Here is a 14381-nt window from a genome sequence, read left to right as displayed (position 1 = left end):
GCGGGTGCGCGCCGGTCATCGCAAGGAAACTCATGGTTGTTGCACCGCTTACCCTGTCTAGCCTCGCCCTCGCGACGCTGCTGGTCGCCGCTTTGCCGTTTCTCATCTACCGCCGCCTGCGCCGGCCGCTTGCGCTGAAGCCGCGCGACGCGATCGTCGGCATCGCCGTGTTCGCGCTGTTCGCAATGGTGATCGAGCGCGCGCTGAACGACTACGTGCTGCATCGGAACGAGGCGACGGCCACCTTCCTCTCCAATCCGCTCGCCTTCGTCGTGTATGGTGCGATGGCGGCGGGCATCTGCGAGGAAGTGGGGCGCTTCATCGGCATGCGTCTGCTGATCAAACGCGCGGCGGCAAACGCAGCAAAGGCCGCGACGGCGACGACGGCGGCTTCAACGTCACACGCGCCGCGTACCGATGACGGCACTGCGCTCACTTACGGCCTCGGCCATGGCGGCGCTGAAGCGTGGCTCGTCGGCGTGCTCGTGCAGGTCCAGTGGATTCTGTTCGCGGTGTTCGAAAACCGCGGTCAGCTCGACGGCTATCTGAGCAATCTGCCGAGCGAATCGGTGATGCGCATCCATCTGATACTCGCCAATCTGACGCCGCAGACGGCCGGCATTTTCGCGCTCGAACGCGTGGCGGCGCTCGTGTTCCAGATCGGTTTGTCGGTGCTGATGTGGCGCGGTTTGCGGGCCGGCTGGCGCGGCATCCTGCCGCTCGCCATCGGGTTGCATGCGCTGGTGGACGTGCCCGCCGCGTTGTTCCAGGCGCAGCTCGTGCCGCTCGCGGCCGTCGACGCTGTCTATGCGCTGGGAGCGGTTGTCGTCATCGGGCTGCTGTTCAAAGCGTTCAGGCGTCCGTCCGTTCCGGCGCCGACCGCATGACGCGGTTGCGTCGCTAGCGCATTCGCTGTTGTTGATGACTCGGCGGTCTGCCACCGCTGTTGCAAACCCTTTGGCCTATCTTTCGGCGTATCCATGGAAGCTTACCAATACGACTGCGCGAATCCCGAGTTCGAGGAATTCGCGCGCGTTATCAGCGATCTCTTTCCCGAGCAGACGCAGTTCATCCAGCGAGCGGCCGAAGACGGCACGCCGACGCTGACGATTCACTGGGTAGCGATGCGCTTCGGCGCGGCCGCACGGCGCATCTTGATGACGGTGGAGATTGCGCCCACGGCGCTCGCTCGCTATCGGGCGTTGCCCGCGCGGTCGCGTGGCCGCAGCTTCGCGGTGCTGCGCGCGTATGTGGAAGCGAGCATCGGCTCGCTCGAGGAACAGTACGCGAACGGCGAAGCGGTGCCGCGTGAGGTCACGGTGGACCTCGGCGACGAGTTTGCGTGACGGCGTTCAGTCCGCGAGACGGTAGACCTTCGCAAAGCGCGCGGCCTGCACGACTCCATAATCGCCGGGCGCGTACTGCATGATCCAGTCGCCGGCGGCGCCGCGCAGCAGGTCGCCGCCGTTCGCCGAACGAGCCAGTGAGAACGCTTCGTTCATCTGTTTCGCGAGGACGACAGCGGGGCGATTGCGATAAGCGCCGGCCTCGCCATGCGTGAGGGCGGCGTCGGCGGGAATGTATTTGGCGTCGAAGCGTTCGCGCGAAACGACCCAGCGGTCGCCTGTCGATCCAGTGATCAGCGCGTCGCCTGGCAGATAGCGGTTCGGGCCTTCCAGGCTCATCAGTTCGCCTTGCATGGCGGCGAATTCGACGTGGACCGTTTCGTCTTTGATGACGCGGCGGGCGGCGGCGTCCTGGCTCAGGTCGAGGTTTTTGAGGTCGTTCATGAAGCGGGCAGGTGGGTGGTTCACGGCGTCGTCGGGACTTGGCGTCTTCGATCGCGGACCTGCATCATGCCAGACGCATCTTACGGCGCGCTTCTTTTGTGATGCGCGGCGCGGAAAACCGCACCGCGCGCGGTCGATCTTGCAGTCAACCTTGAAGTCGAGCTCACGGTTGAGCCCGCAGTCGACCTCGCAGTCGACACCTTACGGCTTGACCGTCGCGTCGCTTGCGGGCGCCGGCTTGCCGCTCTTGCCCTTGCCATGATGACGATGCCGGCCATCGACGCCGCCCGGCTGATGGAACGTCGTATCGGCGAGCTTTTTCTGCTCGGGTGAGAAGCTGTTATAGAGCGGATCGAACGCGTCGACCAGCTTCTTCATGCCGTCCGCATGCGCCTGTGCGATGGTGGCGTACTGCTTCATGTCCTCGAGTGCGGATACGTTCGCGGCGGCGCGGCGTTGCTGGAACAACTCGCCCATCGTCTGACCGTTGCCGCGCATCACGTCGGCGAAGGCTTTCCACTGCGGCTCCTGCGCCGAGGTGATCTTGAGTTGCGAATGCAGATAGGCGATGCGGTCTTCGACATTGCGCTCATGGCCTTCCTTGGCAACGGGTGCGGAAGCCGCTGCGCTCGAAGGCGCCGCAGCCGGTGCGGAAGCTTGTGCAAATGCGCCGCTCATCGCCACTGCGGAGGCCAGCATAACCAGTGCTTTTTTCATCGAAACTCCTGATGTCTGTTCGAATTGGGAGAGTTGGACAAGGCGTGCGGCGAGCGGCCCGCTTGCGCAGCGCAGGAACGTGCGGTAGCGCCCCGCTGCATGCCGCCCAGCCTCGGCATTGGCGCTATTAGTATCACGATATCTCTACAATGCGGCTCTTGTGCGACAAACGCTTACAACCGAAACGAACAGGAAATAGCGGGTGGATAAATTCGTCAGCATGGAGATTTTCGTGGCCGTAGTGGAGGCGGGCAGCCTGACGGCGGCGGCCGAACGCTTCGAGATTTCGTCGGCAATGGTCGGCAAGCACATCCGTTCGCTGGAAACGCGGCTCGGCACACGGCTCCTCACTCGCACCACGCGCCGTCAAAGCCTGACCGAGATCGGCCGACAATATTACGAGCAGTGCAGGCGCATTCTCGCCGACGTGAAGGACGCCGAGTCGCTCGCCGAGGCAATGGCCGCCGCGCCGCGCGGCGTGCTGAAGGTGACGGTGCCGCTGACCTACGGCGTGGAAGTGTTCTCGCCGGCGATGACCGACTATCTCACCGCATGGCCCGACGTCACGCTCGAACTCGATCTCTCGAACCGCGTGACCGATCTCGTGGAAGAGGGCTTTGATGCCGCGGTTCGCATCGGCCATCTGCCGGATTCGAGTTTCGTCGCGCGGCCGTTGAAGCCCTACCGCATGCGTGCTTGCGCGTCGCCGGCATACCTCGCGCGGGCGGGCATTCCGCGCACGCCCGCGGATCTCGCGCATCACGAATGCCTCGGCTTTCTACATTGGGGCCGCGAGGGCACTTGGCGTCTGGGCGGCGAAAGCGCCGCTGACAACCCGTTGCGCGCGGGGCGTTTTCGCGCGAACAACGGTCAGGCGTTAAAGGTGGCCGCATTGCATGGTTTCGGTTTGGTGCTGCAACCGGAAGCGCTGCTCGCCCGCGAGATTGCGAATGGAGAACTGGTGTCGGTGCTGGAAGAGCATCTGCCTGAAGGCGCGCCGGTTCATCTCGTCTATCCGCGCGACCGGCGCGCCACGCCCAAGCTCACCAGCTTCATTGACTTCGTGATAGAGCGCTTGGGCACATGAGCGCCGCCGCCGGACACTGAAGACGCGCGATAATCCGCTCCATTGCGACCACTTTTTCTCCTTCGATGAGACCTCCGCGCCTCGACCAACTCGACGACCTCGACCGCAACCTCGTGGCGCTGCTTCAGGCGAACGCCCGCGAAAGTGTCGCTAATCTCGCGCGCCAGCTCGACGTGGCGCGCACCACCGTGATCGCGAGAATCGCGCGGCTGGAGCGCAGCAACGTGATAGCGGGCTACAGCGTGCGGCTCGGCCAGGACGTGCTCGATTCCAGCATCTATGCGTATGTCGGCATCATCATCGCGCCGAAGCATGGGCCGGCCGTGCAGAAGCGCCTCGGCAAGATGCCCGAGGTTCAACTGCTGTGCGCGGTGAGCGGCGAGTTCGATTACGTGGCGTGGCTGCGCGCGGATTCGCCGGATCGTCTGAACGATCTGCTCGATCAGATCGGCGGAATGGAAGGCGTGGAGCGGACCACGACCTCGATCATTCTCGCGCGCAAGATCGACCGCGGCATGGTGTGAAAGGCGGCCGGCGTTGACGCCGTTATGAACGCGTTTTCGACGTTTTGTTCATAGCGTTCGTCGATATGTCGAAACCCGTCGTCATTGCGCAGCATTTTGCGCGTATGAACTGTTTTGGCTTCTCTCTACACTGTGACTCAAGGGTTCAGCCCGCCGGGCGCCGCGCTTCATCGCGGCGCAATTCAACTTGAGACAGCAGACAGAATAAGACCGGAGCAAGTGCTTTGCATGGGACTGGAGTAGCTCGCTAAAGCGCGAACTCCAGTCGACAGCTCAAGCGCCGACTCTGGTCGAGGAGAAGAACATGAAAGTAGCCATCGTTGGTGCAGGTTTGATCGGTCACACCATCGCTCATATGCTGCGCGAAACCGGCGACTACGACGTCGTTGCGTTTGACCGCGATCAGCACGCGCTCGACAAGCTCGCGGCGCAGGGCATCTCGACCCGCCGTGTGGATTCCGCCGATGCCGCCGCGCTGCGCGCCGCGGTGCAAGGCTTTGACGCGCTCGTCAACGCGCTGCCGTATTACCTGGCGGTGAACGTGGCGGCCGCCGCCAAGGGTGCGGGCGTGCATTACTTCGACCTGACCGAGGACGTGCGCGCCACTCATGCGATCCGCGCAATCGCCGACGACGCCGATCACGCGTTCATGCCGCAGTGCGGTCTTGCACCCGGTTTCATCGGCATTGCCGCGCACGAGCTGGCGAACCGCTTCACCGAAATCCGCGACGTCAAAATGCGCGTGGGCGCGCTGCCCGAGTTCCCGACCAATGCGCTGAAGTACAACCTGACGTGGAGCGTCGAGGGCCTCATCAACGAATACTGCCAGCCTTGCGAAGCGATCCGCGACAGCCGCACGCAGTGGGTGCAGCCGCTCGAAGGCCTCGAACATTTTTCGCTCGACGGTATCGAATACGAAGCCTTCAACACATCCGGCGGCTTGGGCACGCTATGCGAAACGTTGTCGGGCCGCGTCGAATCGCTCGATTACAAGTCGGTGCGCTATCCGGGGCACCGCAATCTGATGCAGTTCCTGCTCGAAGACCTGCGTCTTTCGAGCGACCGCGACACGCTGAAGAGCATCATGCGCCGTTCGGTCCCTTCGACCGCGCAGGATGTGGTGCTCGTGTTCATCACCGTGAGCGGCATGCGCGACGGTCAACTGGTGCAGGAAGTGTTCACCCGCAAGATCTTCGCGAAGACAGTCTGCGGCGTGCCGATGAGCGCGATCCAGATCACGACGGCGGGCGCGATGTGCGCGGTGCTGGATCTGTTCCGCGAGCAGAAGCTGCCGCAACGCGGCTTCGTGCGTCAGGAGCAGGTGTCGCTGCGCGATTTCCTCGGCAACCGCTTCGGCCAGTTGTATGAAGGGCAGACGCTGGAGTCGCTGCAGAACGTGGCGACGGTCTGACAAGCCTGGTTGATGGAAGCGAAAACGCCCCGCATGCGGGGCGTTTCTTCGTTGGTTCAGTTTGCCTGGTTGGTCCTTGAGGCGTCGCCGCTAGACAGGCAGCGGTGCCAACATCGCGGAGGCCGCCCGCGGCTCGCCGACAATGCGCGCTAGCAGTGCGTCATGATCCGCCGCAGTCGGCGCCGTGTTGTCGAACATCAGCAAATCGTCGCACAGGTCGCCACTCGGCAGGAAGCGTCGTTGCCGGTACTCGTCCCAATGGGCAAGTTTGTAGGCGTCGTTCGGATTGGCGCGCGCCACGATCCGCTGATGCGCGGTCTCTTCCGACACATGAACCCACACCACCCGCAGGGTAACGTCCTCGCCGATACCGAGCCACGTGCGATCGAACAATCGTCGCTCGCGGACTTCACGCGAGAGCGGCCCGACCACCAGCGCGCTGACGCCGAGTTGGAGGTTGTCGCGCGCGGTGTCGAGCAGGCCGCGATACTCCGGCTCGCGCAGATGTTGCAAAAAGAGCGGGCTGTCGCGGTCGTTTGGATCGCCTGTCAGCATGCCCATTGCAGCGGCGCTGTAGCCGCCGTAGAGCGTGTCCTTGTCGAGCAGGCAGAAGGGCGCGGCCGCCGCTTTCATCAGCGGGCCGATCAGTTTCTTTGCGAGCGTCGTCTTGCCGGTGCCCGCGTGACCGCAAATAAAAACCAGACGGTTCACGAAGACGCATCCTCAACTTGGGCCGCCGCGCGTTGCGGGTCGCGCGCGAACTTGCCGTTGGGGTCGAGCCACATCGCGTTGACGATGCCAAAGCCCAACGCCGCGCCAATGCGGGGAATCCAGCTGAAATACCGCATGACAGTCTCCTTGGTGTCGCTCCTTGCGACGATGATGAAGAAGAACGCGGTGGCACGCAAGGGCGGCATGAAAGCCTCGCAATGAGGATGACAAACCATCGCCGGGCATCATGAAAAGCATCCGGCCAAAGGGAGAACCCGCACGCCGATACGCCGGCATACGCGGGCGTTTAACAAATGGATACATGAGACCCGCCGCCAGCCCTTAACATGGCGGCTATCGCATATCCATTCATGCAGACCAGGCGTCGCATACGCATCGCGATGCGGCCCGTTCTATTCCGCTTTCAGGGTAATCAACATGCTGATCAATTGCGCCGCCTATCAGGACGGCCGGAAGCTGGCAGATATCGACATCGATAGCATCAGCGACTACGTGGCGCGCCCCGAGTGCTTCGTGTGGGTCGCGCTGAAAGACCCGGGGCCCGGCGAACTCGCGGTGATGAAGCACGAGTTCGGCCTCCACGACCTTGCGATCGAAGACGCACAGAACGGCCATCAGCGTCCGAAGATCGAGGAATACGGCGAGTCGCTCTTCGCCGTGATGCACACGGTCGAAATGGACGAGGACTGCGAGTTGATGATCGGCGAAGTGGACGTATTCGTCGGAGCGAACTATGTACTGTCGGTGCGGCGCGGCACGCGCGCCGGTTTTCAGAACGTGCGGGCGCGCTGCGAGCGCGAGCCGCAGTTGCTGAAGGCTGGCGCGGCGTTCGTGCTGTACGCGCTCGCGGACGACATCGTCGATCGCTATTTCCCGATCATCGAAGCGATGAACACGGAAATCGAAGCCATCGAAGACCGCATTTTCGAGCGCAACAATTCCGCCGCGTCGCGCGCGATCATCCAGGATTTGTACTCGTTAAAGCGGCGCCTTGTGATTCTTCAGCACCACATAGCACCGTTGCAGGAGGCGATCAGCAAGCTTACGGGCGGCCGTATTCCGAGTGTCTGCGAAGGCATGCAAGCTTACTTTCGGGATGTTTACGATCACCTGGAGCGGATCGTACGCATCATCGACGGCCGACGCGAAATGGTCGTCACCGCAGTGCAGGTGAACCTCGGCATGATCTCGCTGGCTGAAAACGAAGTGACAAAACGCCTGGGCTCGTTCGCGGCACTGTTCGCGGTGCCGACGATGATCGCCGGCATCTATGGGATGAATTTTCAGAACATTCCGGAACTGCATTTCCGCTACGGCTATCCGCTGTGCCTCGCCATCATGCTGAGCGTCGATCTCGTACTCTACTGGCGCTTCCGCAAGGCCGGCTGGCTCTGATCGCCGGTCCACATTCCCCGCCTGGTCACGGTTGCGCGCGGTGCGATAAAAGCTCAGCATAGGCGGCCCGCTGGCCACTGAGATTGCGGCCAGCGGCGAATCCGCTACGCATAGACCCAGCGAGGACCCGTTGCCATACGTTGCAACCGACGCGACCGCCCGGTGTTGTTTTCGGGGCGATCTGCCGACCGGCCGCATTCAGCGCGCGGCACGGCCGCACTTTGTGCGCGCCGGTGCACTGCAACACCGCGGATCGTTGACAAATTGGTTGAACTACGCCGAGAATGAGTCCCGCAAACGTTTGCGCGTAACTAAAAATACGGCTCGACCTGAGCCCGACAAACTTTGGAGATATGCATGAGCAATCGCATTCGCCGCCACATCGTGACGGCCGCAATCCTCGCCACCGCTAGCGCCGCCTTGCCGTTTTCCGCCGCCTACGCTCAAACCGCGCCCGCCCATAAGCCAAAGGTCGCGCTGGTGATGAAGTCGCTCGCCAACGAGTTTTTCCTCACGATGGAAACCGGCGCGAAGGACTATCAGAAGCACAACCCGTCGCAGTTCGATCTGATCACGAACGGCATCAAGGACGAGACCGATACGGCGAACCAGATTCGCATCGTCGAACAGATGATCGTCTCGAAGGTCGACGCCATCGTGCTGGCTCCGGCTGATTCGAAGGCGCTCGTGCCGGTCGTCAAGAAGGCGGTGGACGCGGGCATCATCGTCGTGAATATCGACAACCGGCTCGACCCGGACGTGCTCAAGTCGAAGGACCTGAACGTGCCGTTCGTCGGGCCGGATAACCGCAAGGGCGCGCAGAAGGTCGGCGATTACCTCGCGAAGAAGCTGAAGGCGGGCGACGAGGTCGGGATTCTCGAGGGCGTATCGACCACGACGAACGCGCAGCAACGCACCGCGGGCTTCAAGGACGCCATGCAGGCCGTCGGCGCGAAGGTCGTCTCGGTGCAGTCGGGCGAATGGGAAATCGACAAGGGCAACGCGGTGGCCTCGGCCATGCTCAACGAGTACCCGAACCTGAAGGCGTTGCTCGCGGGCAATGACAACATGGCGATCGGTGCGGTTTCGGCGGTGCGCGCGGCCGGCAAGCAGGGCAAGGTGATGGTGGTCGGTTACGACAACATCAACGCGATCAAGCCGATGTTGAAGGACGGCCGCGTGCTCGCCACTGCCGACCAGTACGCCGCCAAGCAGGCCGTGTTCGGCATCGACACTGCGTTGAAAGCCCTGAGCGAGCACAAGAAGCAGTCGCAGTTGTCGGGCGTGGTGGAAACGCCGTGCGACCTGGTGACGAAGTAAGCGTCGCTCGGACCGTCGCCGGCTGGTCCGGCGCGCGGGTTCGCGCCGGCGTCGCCGCAAGCGCAAATGCCAACGCAAATGCAGCGCCGGCGCAAAAAGCGCGAACCGGCGCCTACTATTCAATGAACGCTCAATAATCGCTCAAGAAACCTGCCGGGCCGCCGTTAATTCCAGGTAAGCGTCATGACGGTGGCTGCGCGGCGGGGGCTGCGCGGCCGTGGCCTGCGCACTCCGCGCATTGGGCCGGCATTGACCACGCGGCGACCGGCAAGGGCTCGTACGATTCGCTCAAGCGAGGCCGCGCTGGTGCCGCGAAACAGGATCGCGATGGATTCAACCGACCACGACGCCTTGCCTGCCGTTCTGTCCGTTAGCGGCATCGGCAAGACCTACGCCGAACCCGTGCTCGCCGACGTGTCATTGTCGCTGCGCGCGGGCGAAGTATTGGCGCTCACCGGCGAAAACGGCGCCGGCAAGAGCACGCTGTCCAAGATTATCGGCGGGCTCGTCGAGCCGACCGCCGGCACCATGCGGCTCGCCGGCCAGCCTTATGCGCCGGCGAGCCGCACCGAAGCCGAGGCGTTCGGCGTGCGCATGGTGATGCAGGAACTGAACCTGCTGCCCACGTTGTCGGTGGCCGAAAACCTGTTTCTTAACCGCTTGCCGCGCGTGGGCGCGCTCAGCTTCGGCTGGATCGACCGGCGCAAGCTGCGCGAGGACGCGCGACACGCGATGGCGCAAGTCGGGCTCGACGCGATCGATCCCGATACGCTCGTGGGCGAACTCGGCATCGGCCATCAGCAGATGGTGGAGATCGCGCGCAATCTGATCGACGATTGCCGCGTGCTGATCCTCGACGAGCCGACCGCGATGCTGACCGCGCGCGAAGTCGATCTACTGTTCGAGCAGATCGACCGCCTGAAGGCGCGCGGCGTCGCGCTCGTCTACATCTCGCATCGGCTGGAAGAACTGGCGCGAGTGGCCGAGCAGATTGCGGTGCTGCGCGACGGCCGCCTCGTGCACGCCGACGCAATGGCCAACCTCACGAGCGACCAGATCGTCACGTGGATGGTGGGCCGTGAACTCGGCGAGCAGATCGATCTCGGCGTGCGCAATATCGGCGCGCCGCTGCTGAAAGTGGAGCGGCTTGCGCGCGGCAAGGTCGTGCGCGACGTGTCGTTCGAAGTGCGCGCGGGCGAGATTTTCGGCATCAGCGGCCTGATAGGTGCGGGCCGCACTGAGTTGATGCGGCTGATTTACGGCGCCGACACGAAAGACGGCGGCACGGTGGCGCTGGCTGCCACGCCCGGCGCGCCGCCTACGCCGGTGCGGATCGATTCGCCATCGGATGCGGTGCGCGCGGGCATCGCGCTGATCACCGAAGACCGTAAAGGCGAAGGCCTGCTGCTGCCGCAGCCGATCGCGGCCAACGTGTCGCTCGGCGATATCGGCAGTGTGGCGCGGCACGGCATCGTCGATGCGAGGCGCGAGAACGCACTGGCGAAGAAGCAGATCGACGCGATGCGGATTCGCAGCTCCGGGCCCGCGCAGATTGTCGGCGAGCTGTCGGGCGGCAACCAGCAGAAGGTCGTGATCGGCCGCTGGCTTGCGCGCGATTGCCGCGTGTTGTTATTCGACGAACCTACGCGCGGCATCGACGTTGGCGCGAAGTTCGATATTTATGGCTTGATGGGTGCGCTGGCTCGTGAAGGGCGCGCGCTCGTCGTGGTGTCGAGCGACCTGCGTGAACTGATGCTGATCTGCGACCGGATCGGCGTGATGTCCGCGGGAAGCCTGACGGGTTTGTTCGAACGGAACACGTGGTCGCAGGACGCGTTGCTGGCCGCCGCTTTCGCCGGCTACCGCAGCCGCGACGCGCTGTTGCACACCCTCGACACGAATGAATCAGGGAGTCTGTCATGACCGATCAATCGTTGCGCGAAGGCTCGGGCGCGAAGCAGGGCGGAGCGGCGATGACGCCGCCGCCCGATCCGTCGGCGCCGCTCGCGAGCGGCAAACCGGCCGGCACACGGCTTGGATTTTCGAACTACTTGGGACTCGCCGGCGCGCTGCTGGGCATGATCGTGCTGTTCTCGCTGCTGAGTTCACATTTTCTGACGTACGACACGTTCAGCACAATCGCCAATCAGATTCCCGACCTGGTGGTGATGTCGGTCGGTATGACGTTTGTGCTGATCATCGCCGGGATCGATCTGTCGGTCGGCTCGGTGCTCGCGCTCGGGGCGTCGGTGGTCAGCGTGGCGGCGCTCAAGTGGGGTTGGGGCCCGTTGCCGTCGGCCCTGCTCGGCGTCGCGGCGGCGGCGCTAACCGGCACGATCACCGGCTCGGTCACGGTCGGCTGGCGGATTCCGTCGTTCATCGTGTCGCTAGGCGTGTTGGAAGCGGCGCGCGGCCTTGCGTATCAGATGACGAATTCGCGCACCGCTTATATCGGCGACGCATTCGATTTTCTGTCGAACCCCATCGCGGTCGGCATTTCGCCGGCTTTCCTGATCGCCGTGGCGGTGATGGTGATCGCGCAACTCGTGTTGACGCGCACGGTGTTCGGCCGCTATCTGGTCGGCATCGGCACCAACGAGGAAGCCGTGCGGCTCGCGGGCGTCAATCCGCGGCCATACAAGGTGATCGTCTTCGCGCTGATGGGCGCGCTCGCGGGCCTCGCGTCGCTATTCCAGATTTCGCGTCTGGAGGCGGCCGACCCGAACGCAGGCGTCGGCGTCGAGCTGCAGGTGATTGCGGCGGTGGTGATCGGCGGCACGAGTCTGATGGGCGGGCGCGGTTCGGTCATCAGTACTTTTTTCGGGGTGTTGATCATTTCGGTGCTGGCGGCCGGGCTCGCGCAGATCGGCGCGAACGAGCCGACCAAGCGCATGATCACCGGCGCGGTGATCGTGGTGGCCGTGGTGCTGGATACGTATCGCAGCCGCCGCAAGCGTGCCTGAGACGCCGTCAGATTAGCGCGTGTAAGGCGGTTAAAGCGTGGTTTGCGGTAAAGCGTAAGGATTCATGGGTGCGGTCTGTCTTCGATGAGGATGTCCACGGTCGGCACACAGCATGACCGGCGGAAAAACAGGCGGGAGAGCAACAGGTTATGGCGACGATCAAGGATGTAGCGGCCGTGGCAGGCGTGTCCTTCACCACGGTTTCGCACGTGGTGAACAACTCGCGGCCGGTGTCGGCTGATGTGCGCGCGAAGGTCGAGCACGCCATTCGCCAGCTTCACTATGTGCCCTCGGCGGTGGCCCGTTCGCTGAAGGCACGTGCCACCGCGACCATCGGACTCGTGGTGCCGAACAGCACCAACCCGTACTTCGCGGAACTCGCACGCGGCATCGAGGACGGTTGCGCGCGCAACGGCTACTGCGTGTTCTTTTGCAATTCCGACGACGACCCCGCAAAGCAGCGCAACTATCTGCGCGTGCTGCAGGAAAAGCGGATCGACGGACTGATCGTCGCGTCCGCCGGCGACGACGCCGTGCTCGCGCAGACGCTCGCCGATGCGCGCGAGCCGCTTGTGATTGTCGATCGCAATATCGAAGGCGTGAACGCGGATCTGGTGCAGATCGATCACGAGAAGGGCGCGTATCTCGCCACGCGTCATCTGCTCGAACTGGGGCATGTGCGGATCGGCTGCATCAGCGGGCCCGTCGAGACGGCGGTCAGCGCAATGCGGGTGCACGGCTTTATTCGCGCAATGTCCGAGCGCGGCATCGAGATTCCGCCGGATGCGATCGTCGAAAGCGATTTTTCCGGGACGGGCGGGCATCGCGCCGCCGGGCAACTGTTCGACACGGTCAAGCCGTCGGCGATTTTTGCCTGCAACGACATGATGGGCATCGGCGCGTTGCGCGCCGCCGCGGAGCGCAATATCAGCGTGCCGCGCGACTGCTCGATCATCGGTTTCGACGACATCGAACTGGGACGCTTCACCTATCCGGCGCTGTCGACGGTCGGGCAGTCGGTTCGCGCGCTCGGCGACATGGCCGCGCAGACGCTGATCGAGCGCATCGCCGGCAAGTCGTCGGCGAGCGCGCGGCCCCCCGGCCGCCGGCGGGTGATCTCGCCCCGGCTGATCGTGCGCGAATCCACCGCGACCTGGGCCGGCGCGGGAAAACGCAATCTGGCGGCGTGAGCGGGGGCGCTGCGCTCGAACTCGACTGAACGGTGTACCAACAAGTGTGACATGTAGCACTACGGGAGAAACGAGTGGCAAGCAAGGAAACGCGCTCACGCGTGGCGGTGGTCGGCAGTCTGAACATGGATCTGGTGGCGCGCGCGCCGCGTCTGCCGCATCCCGGCGAAACGCTGGCCGGCCGCACGTTCGCGCAGGTCGCCGGAGGCAAAGGCGGCAATCAGGCGGTGGCCGCGGCCCGGCTCGGCGCGCAGGTGTCGATGCTCGGCTGCGTCGGCGCGGACGCGAACGGCGCGCAGTTGCGCGCCGGGCTCGAGGCCGAAGGCATCGACTGCGCGTCCGTGGAAACCGGCGTGCAGGCCACGGGCGTCGCGTTGATCATCGTGGATGATGCGAGCCAGAACGCGATTGTGATCGTGGCAGGCAGCAACGGTGAAGTCACGCCCGAGACCATTGCGCGTCATGAAGCAGTTCTCGCCGCCGCCGACATCGTGATCTGCCAGCTCGAAACGCCGCCGGACACGGTGCATGCGGCGCTTGGCGCCGCGCGGCGCCTCGGCAAAACGGTGATTCTGAATCCGGCGCCCGCCACCGGCCCGCTGCCCGCCGAGTGGCTGCCGCTCATCGACTATCTGATTCCGAACGAACTCGAAGCCGCGACGTTGACCGGCTTGCCGGTCGGCTCGCCCGAGGAAGCGGCCACGGCCGCCGCTGTGCTGCAAGCAGCTGGTGCGCGCAACGTGCTGGTGACGCTCGGTCCGCGCGGCGTGCAGGCCACGCTCGAAGGTGCGGCGCCCGCGCTGTATGACGCGCCGCAGGTCAAGGCCGTCGATACGACCGCGGCCGGCGATACGTTCATCGGCGGTTTCGCAGCGCAACTCGCGCAGGGCGCGAGCGTCGATGCGGCGATCCGCTTTGCGCAGAGCGCCGCCGCGTTGTCGGTCACGCGCGCCGGCGCGCAGCCCTCGATTCCAACGCGCGCCGAACTGGAAGCCTGAGTTCGGCGCACAGACGGCGTCGCACGCGACGCCGCTTCCCAGCGCGTCGGCGCATCCCAATGCGCGCATTCCATTCCATTCCATTCCAGCCCTTTGCGCTTACGGCGTCCCCGATCGCGACAGATCGCTCAGTCATGCGCCGTAATTTTTGTAATTATTGCTATCTGCCCGCCAACAGCTTTCTCCATACTTATAAATATTTCAAGTATGCCCTTTGCATGCCGTAAACGAAGCTAACGGGGCACCGCTTCAAA

Annotated in this window: 15 protein-coding genes; 11 read left to right on the top strand and 4 right to left on the bottom strand. The window is 64.0% G+C overall.

The window, feature by feature from the left end; genetic code table 11:
• Window positions 1-32 precede the first annotated feature (32 nt).
• Both C0Z16_RS16925 and C0Z16_RS16920 read left to right on the top strand, forming a co-directional pair.
• Window positions 33-887, top strand: coding sequence for a YhfC family intramembrane metalloprotease (locus C0Z16_RS16925; protein ID WP_102633280.1), 855 nt, complete (start codon window positions 33-35; stop codon window positions 885-887).
• A gap of 93 nt (window positions 888-980) precedes the next feature.
• Entirely contained in the window at window positions 981-1346 is a 366-nt protein-coding gene (locus C0Z16_RS16920) for a DUF3022 domain-containing protein (protein ID WP_102633279.1), read from the top strand.
• A gap of 6 nt (window positions 1347-1352) precedes the next feature.
• Here C0Z16_RS16920 and C0Z16_RS16915 read toward each other — a convergent pair whose 3' ends face one another.
• Both C0Z16_RS16915 and C0Z16_RS16910 read right to left on the bottom strand, forming a co-directional pair.
• On the bottom strand, window positions 1353-1790 hold the full coding sequence (locus C0Z16_RS16915; protein WP_102633278.1) for a PGDYG domain-containing protein: 438 nt from the start codon (window positions 1788-1790) through the stop codon (window positions 1353-1355).
• Window positions 1791-1991: 201 nt separating this feature from the next.
• Entirely contained in the window at window positions 1992-2507 is a 516-nt protein-coding gene (locus C0Z16_RS16910; protein ID WP_102633277.1) for a Spy/CpxP family protein refolding chaperone, read from the bottom strand.
• Window positions 2508-2709: 202 nt separating this feature from the next.
• On the opposite strand from C0Z16_RS16910, the gene C0Z16_RS16905 reads away from it, so the two are divergent.
• From C0Z16_RS16905 to C0Z16_RS16895, 3 genes are all read left to right on the top strand, one after another.
• A complete protein-coding gene (locus C0Z16_RS16905; protein ID WP_102633276.1) occupies window positions 2710-3594 on the top strand; it encodes a LysR family transcriptional regulator in 885 nt (294 codons plus the stop codon).
• A 65-nt stretch (window positions 3595-3659) separates the two neighbouring features.
• Complete coding sequence (locus tag C0Z16_RS16900) at window positions 3660-4118, top strand: Lrp/AsnC family transcriptional regulator (RefSeq protein ID WP_013588181.1); 459 nt, start codon at window positions 3660-3662, stop codon at window positions 4116-4118.
• Window positions 4119-4422: 304 nt separating this feature from the next.
• On the top strand, window positions 4423-5529 hold the full coding sequence (locus C0Z16_RS16895; protein WP_102633275.1) for a saccharopine dehydrogenase family protein: 1107 nt from the start codon (window positions 4423-4425) through the stop codon (window positions 5527-5529).
• 90 nt (window positions 5530-5619) lie between these two features.
• Here the strand turns inward: C0Z16_RS16895 and C0Z16_RS16890 are convergent, their stop codons facing one another.
• Entirely contained in the window at window positions 5620-6240 is a 621-nt protein-coding gene (locus C0Z16_RS16890; protein ID WP_102633274.1) for an AAA family ATPase, read from the bottom strand.
• On the bottom strand, window positions 6237-6377 hold the full coding sequence (locus C0Z16_RS16885) for a CydX/CbdX family cytochrome bd oxidase small subunit (RefSeq protein ID WP_102633415.1): 141 nt from the start codon (window positions 6375-6377) through the stop codon (window positions 6237-6239). Before C0Z16_RS16885 ends, C0Z16_RS16890 begins: the two co-directional genes overlap by 4 nt.
• 301 nt (window positions 6378-6678) lie before the next feature.
• On the opposite strand from C0Z16_RS16885, the gene corA reads away from it, so the two are divergent.
• The 6 genes from corA to rbsK all read left to right on the top strand — a co-directional run bounded on the left by corA (window position 6679) and on the right by rbsK (window position 14127).
• Window positions 6679-7656, top strand: coding sequence for a magnesium/cobalt transporter CorA (corA, locus tag C0Z16_RS16880; RefSeq protein WP_102633273.1), 978 nt, complete (start codon window positions 6679-6681; stop codon window positions 7654-7656).
• Between the two features lie 357 nt (window positions 7657-8013).
• Window positions 8014-8976, top strand: a complete 963-nt coding sequence (locus C0Z16_RS16875) for a sugar ABC transporter substrate-binding protein (protein ID WP_102633272.1) — start codon at window positions 8014-8016, stop codon at window positions 8974-8976.
• Window positions 8977-9303: 327 nt separating this feature from the next.
• The gene (locus C0Z16_RS16870; RefSeq protein WP_102633271.1) at window positions 9304-10899 is read left to right on the top strand and encodes a sugar ABC transporter ATP-binding protein; all 1596 of its coding nucleotides are present in this window, start codon (window positions 9304-9306) and stop codon (window positions 10897-10899) included.
• Window positions 10896-11939 (top strand): ABC transporter permease, encoded by a 1044-nt coding sequence (locus C0Z16_RS16865; protein ID WP_102633270.1) that lies wholly within the window; start codon window positions 10896-10898, stop codon window positions 11937-11939. The genes C0Z16_RS16870 and C0Z16_RS16865 overlap by 4 nt, the downstream gene beginning before the upstream one ends.
• A gap of 149 nt (window positions 11940-12088) precedes the next feature.
• Window positions 12089-13129, top strand: coding sequence for a LacI family DNA-binding transcriptional regulator (locus tag C0Z16_RS16860; RefSeq protein ID WP_102633269.1), 1041 nt, complete (start codon window positions 12089-12091; stop codon window positions 13127-13129).
• Window positions 13130-13203: 74 nt separating this feature from the next.
• A complete protein-coding gene (rbsK, locus tag C0Z16_RS16855) occupies window positions 13204-14127 on the top strand; it encodes a ribokinase (protein ID WP_102633268.1) in 924 nt (307 codons plus the stop codon).
• Window positions 14128-14381 lie beyond the last annotated feature (254 nt).

This window comes from Paraburkholderia rhynchosiae (assembly GCF_002879865.1).
Classification (GTDB): domain Bacteria; phylum Pseudomonadota; class Gammaproteobacteria; order Burkholderiales; family Burkholderiaceae; genus Paraburkholderia; species Paraburkholderia rhynchosiae.
Note: the sequence above shows the minus strand (reverse complement) of the source record. Positions and strands in the feature narration are given on the sequence as shown.